This is a genomic window from Isoptericola sp. NPDC058082 (assembly GCF_042885055.1).
In the GTDB taxonomy this organism is placed as follows: domain Bacteria; phylum Actinomycetota; class Actinomycetes; order Actinomycetales; family Cellulomonadaceae; genus Isoptericola.
On sequence record NZ_JBHVSQ010000033.1, the window covers coordinates 1 to 14165 of the forward strand.

General features: G+C 74.9%; 12 protein-coding genes and 1 tRNA gene. 6 read left to right on the forward strand and 7 right to left on the reverse strand.

Features of this window, described 5'->3' with window-relative positions:
- Window positions 1–132: 132 nt before the first annotated feature.
- Window positions 133–597, reverse strand: a complete 465-nt coding sequence (locus ACFVS0_RS21565; RefSeq protein WP_430548529.1) for a RidA family protein — start codon at window positions 595–597, stop codon at window positions 133–135.
- Window positions 597–761, reverse strand: coding sequence for a DUF4177 domain-containing protein (locus ACFVS0_RS21570; protein WP_139820690.1), 165 nt, complete (start codon window positions 759–761; stop codon window positions 597–599). The genes ACFVS0_RS21565 and ACFVS0_RS21570 overlap by 1 nt, the downstream gene beginning before the upstream one ends.
- A gap of 131 nt (window positions 762–892) precedes the next feature.
- On the opposite strand from ACFVS0_RS21570, the gene ACFVS0_RS21575 reads away from it, so the two are divergent.
- From ACFVS0_RS21575 to ACFVS0_RS21585, 3 genes are all read left to right on the forward strand, one after another.
- Window positions 893–3277, forward strand: coding sequence for a transglycosylase domain-containing protein (locus ACFVS0_RS21575; RefSeq protein WP_430589092.1), 2385 nt, complete (start codon window positions 893–895; stop codon window positions 3275–3277).
- Window positions 3262–4203: a metallophosphoesterase gene (locus ACFVS0_RS21580; RefSeq protein WP_430589093.1), complete on the forward strand. Its 942-nt coding sequence runs from the start codon at window positions 3262–3264 to the stop codon at window positions 4201–4203. The genes ACFVS0_RS21575 and ACFVS0_RS21580 overlap by 16 nt, the downstream gene beginning before the upstream one ends.
- Window positions 4204–4296: 93 nt before the next feature.
- A tRNA-Pro gene (locus tag ACFVS0_RS21585) sits at window positions 4297–4373 on the forward strand.
- Between the two features lie 33 nt (window positions 4374–4406).
- On the opposite strand, the gene ACFVS0_RS21590 is transcribed toward ACFVS0_RS21585, so the two are convergent.
- Entirely contained in the window at window positions 4407–4859 is a 453-nt protein-coding gene (locus ACFVS0_RS21590; RefSeq protein WP_430589094.1) for a hypothetical protein, read from the reverse strand.
- A 79-nt stretch (window positions 4860–4938) separates the two neighbouring features.
- Here ACFVS0_RS21590 and ACFVS0_RS21595 point away from each other — a divergent pair, with 79 nt between their 5' ends.
- From ACFVS0_RS21595 to ACFVS0_RS21605, 3 genes are all read left to right on the forward strand, one after another.
- The gene (locus ACFVS0_RS21595) at window positions 4939–5583 is read left to right on the forward strand and encodes a TetR/AcrR family transcriptional regulator (protein ID WP_430589095.1); all 645 of its coding nucleotides are present in this window, start codon (window positions 4939–4941) and stop codon (window positions 5581–5583) included.
- Between the two features lie 2 nt (window positions 5584–5585).
- Window positions 5586–6554 (forward strand): epimerase, encoded by a 969-nt coding sequence (locus ACFVS0_RS21600; RefSeq protein WP_430589096.1) that lies wholly within the window; start codon window positions 5586–5588, stop codon window positions 6552–6554.
- Window positions 6555–6640: 86 nt separating this feature from the next.
- On the forward strand, window positions 6641–7888 hold the full coding sequence (locus ACFVS0_RS21605; RefSeq protein ID WP_430548523.1) for an NAD(P)/FAD-dependent oxidoreductase: 1248 nt from the start codon (window positions 6641–6643) through the stop codon (window positions 7886–7888).
- Here the strand turns inward: ACFVS0_RS21605 and ACFVS0_RS21610 are convergent.
- The 4 genes from ACFVS0_RS21610 to ACFVS0_RS21625 form a co-directional block, all read right to left on the reverse strand.
- Window positions 7878–9257 carry a UDP-glucose dehydrogenase family protein gene (locus ACFVS0_RS21610; RefSeq protein WP_430589097.1) on the reverse strand — a complete coding sequence of 460 codons (1380 nt, stop codon included), beginning with the start codon at window positions 9255–9257 and terminating at the stop codon, window positions 7878–7880. The two genes, ACFVS0_RS21605 and ACFVS0_RS21610, sit on opposite strands and share 11 nt — an antisense overlap.
- Window positions 9254–11644, reverse strand: coding sequence for a phosphotransferase (locus tag ACFVS0_RS21615; protein ID WP_430589098.1), 2391 nt, complete (start codon window positions 11642–11644; stop codon window positions 9254–9256). The genes ACFVS0_RS21610 and ACFVS0_RS21615 overlap by 4 nt, the downstream gene beginning before the upstream one ends.
- Window positions 11634–13487, reverse strand: a complete 1854-nt coding sequence (locus tag ACFVS0_RS21620) for an ABC transporter ATP-binding protein (protein WP_430589099.1) — start codon at window positions 13485–13487, stop codon at window positions 11634–11636. The genes ACFVS0_RS21615 and ACFVS0_RS21620 overlap by 11 nt, the downstream gene beginning before the upstream one ends.
- The coding region (locus ACFVS0_RS21625; RefSeq protein ID WP_430589100.1) for a glycosyltransferase at window positions 13480–14165 on the reverse strand (686 nt) is incomplete at its 5' end. The genes ACFVS0_RS21620 and ACFVS0_RS21625, both read right to left, overlap by 8 nt.

Below are 14165 nucleotides of genomic sequence, written 5' to 3' on the forward strand. Positions count from 1 at the left end.
GGGGACGAGGTCCTTCGCCAGGTCGTAGACGTCCCGAAGTGGAGGGCCCCCTGGGGCCCGTGAACGCGACCTGGCGAAGGACCTCGTCCCCACCCGCGGCCGCTACCAAAAGGCAGCGACCGCAACAACAGCTCAGCCGGCGAGCTCGACGATCAGTTCGACCTCGACCGGGGAGTCGAGCGGCAGCACCGCCACCCCGACCGCGGAGCGCGCGTGCACGCCCGCGTCGCCGAAGATCTCGCCGAGCACGTTCGACGCGCCGTTGATGACGCCCGGCTGGCCGGTGAAGGACGGGTCGGAGGCGACGAAGCCCGTCACCTTGACGATCCGCGCGCCGTCGAGCGTGCCCACGAGGGAGCGGACGGCGGCGAGCCCGTTGAGGGCGCAGGTGCGCGCCAGGTCGGCGGCCTCCTCCGGGGAGACCCCCGCGCCGACCTTGCCCGTCAGCGGCAGGGCGCCGTCGACGAACGGCAGCTGGCCGGCCGTGTAGACGTAGCTGCCGGAGCGGACGGCGGGGACGTACGCCGCGACGGGCGCGGCGACGTCGGGCAGGGTGATGCCGAGCTCGGCGAGGCGGGCCTCGGGCGAGGCGCTCATCACTGCCCGCCGGAGGGGCGCTTGAGGTAGGCGACCAGGTTGGTGCTGTCGGGGCCGGGGACGACCTGGACGAGCTCCCACCCGTCGGCCCCCCATTGGTCGAGGATCGCCTTGGTGTTGTGGATCAGCAGGGGGATGGTCGCGTACTCCCACGTGGTAGCCATGCCGCGATCGTAACCAGCGACCGCTCCGACCGCTGTCGTCCCGCCGCTCCCACGACCGGTCCACACGATCTGCACAGCGGCACCGGCGTCGCGGCCGTGCTGCCTCGGGCACAGCCCGTACCCTGGTGGGCATGGCCAAATCCGACCCTCGCCGCATCACGCGCACGATGCCGGCGACCCAGCTCGTCGCCCTGCTGCTCGCGTTCGTCCTCGCGGCCGGGGTGGGCGGCGTCCTCGCCGCCGGGCTGGTCATCCCGATGGTGGCGGGCGCCAACGCCGCGGCCGACAGCACGGTCGCGATCTACGACGAGGTGCCGGCGGAGCTGGAGCCGCGGCCGATGTCGCAGCAGTCGCGCATCTACGCCGCGGACGGCAAGCTGCTCGCCACGTTCTACGCGCAGAACCGCATCGTGGTGCCGCTGGACGAGATCTCCGAGCCGATGCAGCACGCGGTGATCGCCATCGAGGACGAGCGCTTCTACGAGCACGGCGGCATCGACGTGCAGGGCATGACGCGCGCGCTGGCCAACAACGTGGCCGGCCACGCCACGCAGGGCGCGTCCACGCTGACGCAGCAGTACGTGAAGAACATGCTCATCGACCAGGCGCTGCAGGACGGCGACCAGTTCGGCGTCATCAAGGCGAGCGAGGACTCGATCTCGCGCAAGCTCACCGAGGCGAAGATGGCCATCTCCCTCGAGAAGACGATGTCGAAGGACGAGGTGCTGCAGGGCTACCTCAACGCCGCGCAGTTCGGTTCGCGCAGCATCTACGGCGTGGAGGCCGCGGCCCGCTACTACTTCGACAAGCACGCCTCCAAGCTGAGCGTCGTCGAGGCCGCGACCATCGCCGGCATCACGAAGTCGCCGAGCCGCTTCGACCCCACGGTGAACCCGAAGGAGGCGAAGGAGCGTCGCGACCTGGTGCTGCAGAACATGTGGAAGCTGGGCTACATCTCCACCGAGGAGCGCGACGAGGCGAAGGCGGCGTCGATCAAGAAGACGCTCGACGTCAACCCCACGGAGATCGGCTGCGCCGCCGCCGGTGACTCCGCGTTCTTCTGCGACTACGTCACCAAGGAGATCGTCACCAACCCGGTGTTCGGCGAGACGAAGTCCGAGCGTCAGCAGCTGCTGTACCGCGGCGGTCTCGAGATCCACACCACGCTGGACCCGAAGAAGCAGAAGGCGGCAGCGAAGGCGGTCAAGAACGCCGTCCCCGCCGGCGACTCGAGCGGTCTGCAGTCGGCGATCGCGTCCGTCGAGCCGGGCACGGGCAAGGTCCTCGCGATGGCCCAGAACATCCCCTACACGCCGTCAGAGGGCGGCAAGGGGACCACGCGCGTGAACTACGCGGCCGACCCGACGCACGGCGCCTCCGGTGGCTTCCAGGTGGGCTCGAACTTCAAGCCGTTCGTCCTCGCCGAGTGGCTCAAGGAGGGGCACACCCTGAGCGAGCGCGTGAACGCGACGAAGCAGGCGCGCTGGCCGCAGAACTTCCAGACGCCGTGCGTGGGCAACCTGGCCGCCGCCGAACCGTGGGCGCCGGCGAACTCCGAGGGCGTCGAGGTCGGGTACATCTCCGCGCTCGAGGCGACGTACGAGTCGGTCAACACCGCCTACGCGGCCATGGGGTACCAGCTCAACCTCTGCGACCTGCGCAGCACCGCCTGGGACATCGGCTTCCGCCCCACGCGCTCCGTCCAGGACGGCGGGCGGGTCGTGACCGACCCGAAGGAGTCGGACATCGACATCCAGGCGCCGATGATCATCGGTACCCAGGAGTCGACGCCGCTGTACCAGGCGGCCGCCTACGCGACGCTGGCCAGCGGCGGCACCTACTGCTCCCCGATCGCCATCACGAGCATCACCGGCCCGGGCGGCAAGGACTACGACGTCCCGGACGCGAAGTGCAAGAAGGACGCGCTCCCGGAGAACGTGGCCAACACCGTGGTGTTCGCGATGGAGAAGGTCTTCTCCGGCACGGGTACGGCCCGTCAGCTCGGCGGCCTCGCGGACGGCCGCCCGGTGGCCGGCAAGACCGGTACGTCGCAGCTGTCGGCGCAGACGTGGTTCACGGGCTTCACGCCCAACCTGTCCACGTCCGTGTGGGTCGGCAACGCCGACCGCCCCAACGAGGACCACACCAACGGCATGTGGGTGAACGGCAAGTGGGTCCGTGTCCTCTACGGCTCGACCGTGGCTGCTCCGGCGTGGAAGGAGTACATGGACCAGGCCGTCTCCGACCTGCCCGTCAAGGACTTCGGCGCCCCGGACCCGAAGATGGTGGGCGTCACGGCACCGCCCCCGTCGACGAACGACGACGGCGGCGGCTCGAACGACGACGGCGGCGACAAGGGCAAGGAGCCCAAGGGCGACGAGGGCAACGACCGCGGCGGCAACGGGAACGGCAACGGGAACGGCAACGGCAACGGCCGCGCCAACGCGGAGGCCGCCTGGGACGCCGTCCAGAACGGTGACTGGGAGTCGCTCGGCGACGCGTGGGGCGACAACTGACCCCCGGCTGGCAGGTCGCGGGCGGGCTCGTCGCCGCCGGCGTCGCGGGCCTCGGCTACGCCCACCTGGAGACCAAGCTCTTCACGGTGCGTCGGGCCACGGTGCCGGTGCTGCCGCCGGGCGAGCCCGACCTGCGCGTGCTGCACGTGTCCGACCTGCACCTCACGCCGTCGCAGAGCCGCAAGATCGCCTGGGTGCAGTCGCTGGCGGAGTACGAGCCGCACCTGGTGGTGAACACGGGCGACAACCTGGCCCACCGCGACGCGCTCGGGCCGCTGCTGGAGGCGCTCACGCCGCTGCTCACGACCGCGCCCGGTGCCTTCGTCATGGGGTCGAACGACTACTACGCGCCGGTGCCGAAGAACCCGGCGCGGTACCTGCGGCGCGACACCCGCATCGTGCACACCCGCCCGGCCGAGCTGCCGTCCGACGAGCTGGCCGGCGCGATGGTCGCCGCCGGCTGGCGGGACCTCACCAACCGGCGCGACACGGTCGAGGCCGACGGCCGCCTCCTGTCCCTGGTGGGCGTGGACGACCCGCACCTGGACCGCGACGACTTCCCCCCGTCGTCGGCTCCGTCCGACGCGGGGCCCGACGACGCGGTGCTGCACCTCGGCGTCACGCACGCCCCGTACCGGCGGGTGCTGGACCGGATGCACGCCGACGGTACGGACGTCGTCCTCGCCGGCCACACGCACGGCGGGCAGCTGCGTCTGCCGGGCGTCGGCGCGCTCGTCACCAACTGCGACATCGACCGGCGGCGGGCCAGCGGGCTGCACGGCTGGCCGGGTCCGCGGCCCGACGAGACCGGTGGCGCAGGCTCCGCGTGGCTGCACGTGTCGGCCGGCGCGGGCACCTCGCCGTACGCCCCGGTGCGCTTCGCGTGCCGCCCGGAGGCGACGTTGCTCACGTTCACCGCCCGGTAGCCGGATCTCGTTTTCGTCCAGGCCGGATCGTCGGCTATTCTGAGCAGGCTTCCGCACGAGGACGTAGGTCCTGGGGCGCGGGAGCAAGTCCTTCGGGGTGTGGCGCAGCTTGGTAGCGCGCTTCGTTCGGGACGAAGAGGTCGCAGGTTCAAATCCTGTCACCCCGACCAGCCGAGAGGCCCCCTGAACAGCGGAAACGCTGATCAGGGGGCCTCTTGCTCTACCTGGGGGCCTGTGCCCGGTCGTGGGCGGCGAAGGACCGCGCCGACCACCGCGCACAGCACGCCGGGGACGAAGAACAGGCCGACGGAGAACCCGCCGAGCAGGACATAGACCACGAGGCAGACCGCCGACACGATCGACAGCACGGTCCACGCCCGGCCGCGGGCCGCCAGCGGCAGCGCGGCGAGCAGGACCGGGGCGACCACCCCCGTGACGTACGACCACGCCCCGGCGGCAAGCATCGACGTCGCCGGCTCGCAGGTCTCCCACTCCGAGACGAGCTCGCCCGTCGACGAGTACGTCGCTCCCCCGGAACACACGGACTCGGACTGGTAGATCGGCGCAGTGAGCAGGAAGACGGCGGCCGCCACGACCAGCCCGAGCGCGACGACCTGCCACACCCGCTTCGTGCTCCACCACCTGGTCCGGCTCATGGTCCCCTCGCGGCTCCGTCGACGAACCGCCAATGAACCATACACACGTATGACTGGCAACTGGTCTACCCTGACGGGCGTGACCCAGGACCGCGCCGAGGCCACCCGCAGGCGCCTGCTCGACGCCACCGTCGCCGCGCTGCGCGTCCACGGGACCGCCGGGCTGACCTCGCGGGAGATCACCCGCGCCGCCGGGGTGAACCTGCAGGCCATCACCTACCACTTCGGGTCCAAGGACGAGCTGGTCGCGCAGGCCCTGACCGGGCTCGTGACCGAGCGGATCGCGCCCGTGCGCGCGGCCCTCGACACCGACGGCGACCCGGCGGAGCGGCTGTTCGCCGCGCTCCGCACCATCGGCGGCACGTTCGCCGTCGCCCGCGACGACCTGGCCGCCTACGCGAGCGCGGTCGCGGCGTCGTCGTCCCACCCGGCCCTGGCCGCCGCCCTGCGCGACCTGCACGCCGAGCTCGTGGACTATCTCGCGACGCTCATGGCCCAGATGCAGGACGACGGCTACATCCAGTCCTGGGTCCGGCCGCGCGCGATGGCCGAGGTGCTGATCTCCATCGGCGACGGCGTCGCCATGCAGGCCCACTACGGCGAGCCCGACGTCGACGGCGTGCTCGACCAGGTCGCGCTGCTCCTCCTGGCCGCCCGCGACCAGAGGTCGCGGGTCTGGCCGGCGGCCGCCAGGGCTCTCCTCAGGCAGGCACGGAAGGGATGACGATGCGTCGACGCGCTGTGGTCGCGGGCTGGAACGGGTTCATCGGGCACCGGCTGGTGGCCGACCTGTCGGAGCGCGGGTACGACGTCGTGCGCGTCGGTCGCACGGGCCCCGACGCGCGCTGGGACGACCCCGCCGCGCTGGCCCGCGCCGTCGACGGCGCCGACCTGGTGGTGAACCTGGCGGGCAAGAGCGTCGGCTGCCGGTACACCGAGGCGAACCGTGACGAGATCCTGCGCTCGCGCGTCGCCACCACGCGCGCGCTGCGCGCGTCGATCGAGGCGGCAGCGGCACCGCCACGGCTGTGGCTCAACGCCAGCACCGCCACCATCTACCGGTACGCGACGGACCGCCCGCAGACCGAGTCCGACGGCGAGCTGGGCACGGGCTTCTCGGTGGACGTCGCCCGCAGCTGGGAGCGCGAGCTGTTCGCCGGCGACCTGCCCGGCACCCGGCGGGTCGCGCTGCGCATGGCGATCGTGCTCGGCGGGCCGGCGTCCGGCCTGCTGGCCCGGATCGCCCGGCTCGGCGTGGGCGGTCCGCAGCACGACGGCTGGTGGTTCCAGCACCGCCGCTACCGCGGCATCGGCGACGAGCCGACGGGCGGCCCGGTGCCGATCCACCGTTCGGGCGGCCGGCAGCGGTTCTCCTGGATCCACGTCGACGACGTGCTCGCCGCGATCCGGTTCCTCGACGCCCACGACGAGCTCACCGGGCCGGTCAACCTGTCCGCGCCGCACCCGAGCGACAACCGCACCCTCATGGCCGAGCTGCGCCGCGCCGTCGGCATGCCGGTGGGGATCCCCACGCCGCGCTGGCTGCTCGAGCCCGCGCTGTGGGCGCTGCGCAACGAGTCCGAGCTGGTGCTCAAGAGCCGCTGGGTGCTGCCGGAGACGCTGAGCGCCGCCGGCTTCGACTTCCTCTGGCCCGACTTGGGGCCCGCGATCGACGACGCCGTCGGGCGCCGCTGACGGAGCGGGCGGAGGGTCGCCAGCATCGCGGAACTGTGGCACCGTCGGCCTCGGCAGCCCTCTTCCCCGCTGGTCAGGAGTCCACCATGCCCGCGCCGTCCACCGCACCCGTCGTCGTCGTCGGAGGTGGCCTCGCCGCCGCCCGGGCCGTGGAGGCCGTCCGTGAGCAGGACCCCGACGTCCACCTCGTCGTCGTCACCTCCGAGGGGCACCGCCCCTACGAGCGCCCGCCGCTGTCGAAGGACTACCTGCGGGGGCAGGCGGAGCCCGACGTCATCTACCCGCTCAAGGCGGGCTGGTGGGACGACCACGCCATCGACCTGCGCACGCTCACGACCGTCGTCGACCTCGCCCCGGCCGACCACGAGGTGACGTTCGCCGACGGCTCCACGCTCGGCTACTCGAAGCTGCTGCTCGCGACCGGCTCGACGCCGCGCGCGCTCCAGGTGCCGGGCCGGAGCTTCATCGGCGTGCACACGCTCCGCACGGTCGACGACGCCGACCTGCTCGCCGGGCTCCTGCTGCCCGCGTCGCTCGAGGGCGAGGGCAAGGTCGTCGTCGTCGGGGACGGCTGGATCGGCACCGAGGTCGCCGCGTCCGCGCGGATGCTCGGCCTGGACGTGTGCCTCGTCGGGCAGCTGGAGCACCCGCTGGAGGCGCCGCTCGGCCCCGAGCTCGGCGCCCTGTACGGGAAGCTGCACGACGAGCGCGGCGTGCAGCGGCACCGCGGCGACGTGGTCGCGTTCACCGGGGAGTCCGGCCGGGTGAAGGGCGTCGAGCTCGCCGACGGCACCCACCTGGAGGCCGACCTCGTGGTGATGGGCGTGGGCGTGACCCCCAACGTGGGCATCGCGTCGGCCGCAGGGATCGAGCTGCGCTCGCGCGACCTCGGCGGCGGGATCGTCGTGGACGGCACCCTGCGCACCTCCGCCCCCGACGTCTACGCCGCGGGTGACATCGCCTCCGTCCCGTCGCCGCACTACGGCCGCCCGCTGCGCGTGGAGCACTGGGCCGTGGCGCAGGACACCGGCGCGCACGCCGGCCGCGCGATGCTCGGCGACGACGCCGTCTACGACGTCCTCCCCTACTTCTTCAGCGACCAGTACGACGTCGGGATGGAGTACAAGGGGTTCGTCGACCCGCGCGCCGGCGACACCGAGGTGGTGATCAGCGGCTCCACCGACGACCGCGAGCTCGTCGCGTTCTGGCTGCGCGACGGCGAGGTGCAGGCGGGCATGGCCGTCAACGTGTGGGACCGCATGGACGACGTCGAGGAGCTGATCCGCTCCCGCCGACAGGTCCCCCGCGCCGAGCTGGAGGCGTTCACGGGCTGACCGGCGCCGGGCCGACGGCGGGGCGGCCGAGGGCGCGCACCCGCCACCCGGCGGCGGCCCAGCGGTCGGCGTCGAGCGCGTTGCGACCGTCCACGACGACCCGGCGGGCGGGCTCGAGGGAGGCCGGGTCGAGGTCCCGGAACTCCTGCCACTCGGTGAGGTGCAGCACGAGGTCGGCGCCGGTGACGGCGTCCTCGACGGTGTCCGCGTAGCCGAGGGTGGGGAACGTGCGGGCCGCGGTGGCGTTGGCGCGCGGGTCGTGCACGCGCACGTGCGCGCCCTGCAGCTGCAGCTGGGCGGCGACGTTGAGCGCGGGCGAGTCGCGCACGTCGTCGGTGCCGGGCTTGAACGCCGCCCCCAGGACGGCGACGCGCCGCCCGAGCACGCTGCCGCCGCACTCCGCGACCGCCAGCGCGACCGTGCGCGACCGGCGGCGCATGTTGATGGCGTCGACCTCGCGCAGGAACGTCAGCGCCTGGTCGACGCCGAGCTCGCCGGCCCGCGCCATGAGCGCACGGATGTCCTTGGGCAGGCAGCCGCCGCCGAACCCGAGCCCCGCCGACAGGAACTGGTGCCCGATCCGGGCGTCGTGCCCGATCGCGTCGGTGAGCGCGACGACGTCGCCCCCGGCCGCGTCGCACAGCTCGGCGATCGCGTTGGCGAACGAGATCTTCGTGGCGAGGAACGCGTTCGCGGCCACCTTGACCAGCTCGGACGTGGCGAGGTCGGTGACGAGGAACGGCACACCCGTGTCGACCACCGGCGCGTACAGCTCGCGCAGGGCCTTCTCGTGCCGCGGGTCGGTGACGCCGACGACGATCCGGTCGGGGCGCAGCGTGTCCTCGACGGCGCGGCCCTCGCGCAGGAACTCCGGGTTCCACGCCACGCCCACCTCGACGCCCGCGGGCGCGAGACCGTCGGTGAGAGCCTGCAGCCCGGCGGCCGTGCCCACGGGGACGGTGGACTTGCCGACGAGCAGCGCGTCGCCGCGCAGGTGCGGCACCAGCGCGGACACGGCGGCCTCGACGTGGCTCGTGTCGGCGGCCATCGAGTCCCGGCGCTGCGGCGTCCCGACGCACACGAAGTGCAGGTCGGCGAACGCGGCCGCCTCCGCCGGGTCGGTCGTGAACCGCAGCCGCCCGGTGGCGGTGTGCCGCTCGACGAGCTCCGCCAGCCCCGGCTCGTAGAGCGGCAGCCGGCCGGCGGCCAGGTCGGCGACCTTCGCCGGGTCGGCGTCCAGGCCGAGCACGTCGTAGCCCAGCTCGGCCAGGCACGCGGCGTGCGTGGCACCCAGGTAGCCCGTGCCGATCACGGTGACACGGGTGGGCTCGGGCGCGTCGTGCCCGGTGGTCGTGGTGGCGTGCGTCATCGGTCCTCCAGGGTGAGCAGGGCGGGCTCGGACGGCAGGGGCCGCTCGAGGTCGGTCAGGAGCGCGCCGGGCACGTCTCCGGGCGCCGGGCGGAACGCGTAGACCGCGGCGAGGCGCGCGCGGGCGGAGACGGCCCACGCGCGCAGCGCACCCGGGTCGGGGGTGGCGCCGTAGCCTTCCAGGACGGCGCGGGCGGTGCGGGCGGCGCGCGCGGGCGAGCACGCGCCCTGGTGGGCCCGCAGCTCGAGGTGCACGAGCAGGTTGGCCAGGTCGAGCATCGGGTGCGCGACGACGGCGAGGTCCAGGTCGAGCAGGCCCACACGCACGCCCTTGCCGGGCCCGGCGTCGTCGTCGACGTGCACGAGCAGCTGCTTGTCGTGCAGGTCGCGGTGCGTGAGCACGGGCCGTGCCGCGGGGGCGGCGGCGAGCACCGCCCGCACCCGTCGGACGACGGCGTCCGCGTCCGCCGGCGTCGTCGCGCCGTGGGCGGCGGCCAGCCCCCACCAGCGGGCGACGACCGCGAGCTCGGCGTCGACGTCGTGCCCCGCGAGGCCGTGCGGCGGCGCGTCCTGGAACCGTCGCAGCCCGCACCCGACGGCGCGCCCCGCCCCGTCGAGCACGCCGCCCGGCGTGCCCGGGTCGCGCAGCAGCTCGTGGAGCGTACGCCCGGGCAGCGCGGCGGCGGTGACGAACCCGTCGCCGCGGTCCAGGACCTCCGGGGTGGCGAACGCCGCCGGGGGCACGGCGACGTCGGCGGGCTCGCGGCCGGGGCGCGTGACCTTCGTGTACGTGCCGGACGGGTCGCGGACCACGCCGCGTCGGCCGGAGCGGTGCGCGACGAGCGTCGCCCCGCCGCGGACGCGGGCGGCCAGGCCGGGCAGGCGCGGGTCCGCGCCGTCGGGCTGGAGCGCGAGGGCACCGCCCGCGACCGGCACGGGTCCGCGCGCTGCCGCGGGGTCCCCGTCGGTGCGTGCCCCCGCCCCGCGGCCGGGCGCGGTGGCCGGCCCGGCATCCCAGCGCCCGGCCAGGACGGCGCCGTCACGGTCGGTGCCGACGACGAGCAGCCGCTCCGCCGAGCGCGGGAGCACCGCCCGCAGGGCGTGCCCCTGCGCCGCGAGCGCGCCGGCCAGCGCCGCGGCGACGGGCGCCGTGCGGACCCGCACGGCGTCGGCGCGCGGGGTGTCCGGCCGGGCGGACGATCCCCGCGACCACCCGGTCGTGATCGCGGCGCCCAGCGCGCCGCCGCGGCCGTCCTCGAGGTCGTCCGCGAGCGCCCGCAGCGCGGCGGACGTCGCCGCCCAGCGGTCCTCCAACCGCCGGAACGGCTCGGTGGCGCGACGTCGCAGGTGCTCGGCGACGGCGGCGCGCAGCTCCGGCTCCCGGACCGGACCCGCGCCCGCCGCGACGTAGCCGTCGAGGACCGCGACGAGCCGCGCCGCCGCGGCGTCGGCGTCGGCGTGCGCCCGCACGAGCGCGGCGGCGAGGGAGCCGAGGTCCTCGGCCGGCCGCCCCCAGCGGGCGGCGTCGGCGTCGACCAGCCACAGCTCGCCGGCCGGCGAGCGCACCAGCTGGTCGAGGGACAGGTCGCCGTGCAGCGGGACGGCACCGTCCGGGCGCGGGGGCAGGCCGGCTCCGGCGGGTCGCGCGCCGTGGAGCGCCGCGGCGAGCGCGCCGACGTCGCGGAGCGCGCCGTCGCCCAGCGTGCCGGTCGCGTCGAGCCGGTCGAGCGACCGGCCCGGCACCCAGTCGGTGACGACGACGCCCCGGTCCGCGTCGACGGAGCGGAGCCGCGGCGCCCGCGGCGCGCCGGCAGAGCCCGCCGCTGCGGCCAGCAGCCCGTACCCCTGGGCCGCGGGGACGACGGCGGTGGGCCGCACCAGCCGGACCAGCGCCTCGCCGCGCGGGCCGTCGGCGTGCACCACCGCCCGGCGCTCGGGGTTGTGCCGCAGCAGGCTCATGTCCGCGGGCCGCCCGACAGCGTCGGCCGCGACCGCCGCGACGTCGCGCGCCGCGGGGAGCTGCCGGTCCGCCGACCAGTCGGTGACGACCAGCCCGGCGGTCCGGTCGAGCAGCAGCACCTCGTCCGGCCGGCGCGGGTCGAGACCCTTGTCGAGCTTGCCGCGCGACCCGCCGGCGTACGCACGCACCAGGACGTCGCGCGAGCCCTCGGCGCCCGTCCACCGGCACGCCAGCACGACGCTGGTGCCCGGCTTGTACCGCAGGTACGGCCGCGAGACCGTCCCCGGCGCTCCCGAGACGGCGGTGAGGCGCGCCGTCAGGCGGTCGAGGTCGAGGACATCGCCGAGCGCGGGGATCGCGGGGTCGGCGGCGGCGACCTCCCGCACGGTCGCGGGGCGAGCACGGTCGAGCGTCAGGTCACGCGCCACGGGACGCCACCTCCTCCGGGGTGCGCGGCGCGGGCGCCGCCGGCAGGTCCGGGCCGTCGCCGAGGACGTCGGCGGGCGGGCCGGACGCCACGACGCGGCCGCCGTCGAGCCGCACCACGCGCTCGCAGTCGCGCGCGGCGTCCAGGTCGTGCGTGATGACGAACGTGGTGCGGCCCCGCGTCAGGCGGCCGAGCGCGTCGACGACCTCGTGCTCGGTCTGCTCGTCCAGCCCGGTGAGGGCCTCGTCGAGCACCACGACCGGGGCGTCGAGCATCGCCGCGCGGGCGATGGCGAGGCGCTGGCGCTGCCCGCCGGACAGCGTGCCGCCCCGCTCCCCCACGACCGTCTCGTAGCCGTCCGGCAGCGCGAGGACGAAGTCGTGCGCGCCCGCCACGCGCGCGGCGCGCTCCACCTGCTCGTCGGTGGCGTCGGGCACGGCCGCGGTGATGTTCTCGCGGACGGTGCCGTGGAACAGGACGCTCTCCTGGAGCACGACGGCGACCGAGCGCCGCACGCTGTCGAGCGTGAGGCTGCGCAGGTCGTGGCCGTCGATCCGGACCACGCCCGCGTCGGGGTCGCGCAGGCGGGAGATCAGCGAGACCAGGCTCGACTTCCCGGCCCCCGACGCGCCCACGACCGCGACCCGCTCCCCCGGCCGCACGGCCAGGTCCAGCCCCCGCAGCACCGGGTGGCCGGGCACGTAGGAGAACCACACGCCCTCGAACCGCACGTCGCCCAGCGCCCGCCCGATCGGCCGCGCCCAGCTCGCGTCGGCCACCTCGGGCCGGCTCTCGAGCAGCTCGACGACGCGCTCCCCCGACGCCCCGGCCTGCGCGATGCGGCCGGTGTACTTCGCGATGTCGCGCATCGGCTTGAACGCCGCCTTGAGGTAGGTGAGGAACACGGTCAGCTCGCCCGGCGTCAGCGCGCCGTCGAGCACCCGCTGCGCACCGACGAACAGCACGACGGCGGTCGCGACGCCCACGAGGACGTCGGTGGAGCGCTCCAGCCCGGCCGACAGCCGCTTGGCGCGCACGCCCTCGCGCAGCGACGAGGAGTTGGAGCGGGCGAAGCGCCCGCCCATCCGGTCCTCGAGCGCGTACGCCTGCACGACCTTGACCGCGCCCAGCGTCTCCGTGGCGAGCGACGCGAGCTGGCCCTCCGCCTTGCGCTGGTCGCGCGAGACCATCCGGATGGTGCGGGACAGGCGCGAGCTGGTGAGCAGGAAGACGGGCAGCACCACCACCATCACGAGCGCCAGCAGCGGGTCGAGCACCGCGACCACCACGACCATGCCGACGAGCGTCACGACGTTGCCGACCATCGGCAGCATCGCCGTCACCGACACCTCCTTGAGGCGGGTGACGTCGCTGGTCAGGCGCGTGACGAGGTCGCCCGTCGTCGACCCGTCGTGGAACCGCAGGGACAGTCGCTGCAGGTGCGCGAACACGTCGGCGCGCACCCCCGTGAGCACACGGTTGCCCGCCAGGGAGAAGCAGACGGTCGACGCGTACGCCGCGCCGGCGCGCAGCAGCACGATCACGAGCAGCGACCCCGCCGCGAGCAGGATCAGCGCGGGCAGGTTCGCCGGCTCCGGCCCCGCCGCCGTCGAGCCCGTGGCCGCGACGATGCCGTCCACCACGTACTTCAGCGGCCACGGCTCCAGCAGCCGCATCCCCACCTCGGCGAGCATCGCCAGGCCGCCCAGCACGAACAGCCGGCGCTCCGGGCGCACGTGGTGGCGCAGGTGCGGCCAGAAGCGACGGAACGAGCGGCCAGCCTCCCGCATCGAGCGCGGCGGGTACCGGTTCGCGGTGCCGACGCCGGCGGAGGCGTCACCCATGACGACCTCCCCCGGCCGGCTCCGGGGCCGCGACCGGCTCCGTCAGGTCGACGCCCGCGAACCCGAGAGCGCGCCGCACGACGACGGACCAGTCGTGCCGCCCCACGGCGACCTCCCGCGCGCGTGCGCCGAGCGCGGCGCGGCGGTCGTCGTCGCGCGCGAGGGCGACGAGCGTGTCCGCGAGCGCGGCGGCGTCGCCGGGGGGCACGAGCACGCCGACACGGCCGTGCTCCAGCACGCCGGGCAGCTCGCCCACCGCGCTGGCCACGACCGGCAGCCCGGCGGCCAGGTACTCGTAGACCTTGAGCGGCGAGAAGTAGAAGCCGTCGAGCGGCGGGTACGGCGCCACGGCGACGTCGGCCCGGAGCAGCAGCGGGGGGACGTCCGACGGCGGCACCGCCCCCGCGTGCTCCACCGCGTCCCCCACCCCGAGGGCGTCCGCCCGGGCAAGGACGGCCTCACGCTCGGGGCCGTCGCCGACGAGCAGCAGCCTCGCCTCGGAGACTCTGCTCCGGACACCGGCGAACGCGTCGATCAGCACGTCGAGCCCGTGCCAGGGCTTGAGGGTGCCGACGAAGAGGACGGTGAACTGGGCCGCGCCCTGCCGCATTCTTCGCGCGGACGCGTTCACGGGCGCCAGGGCGCCCTCCACTTCGGGAGGGATACGTCCGCGCGAAG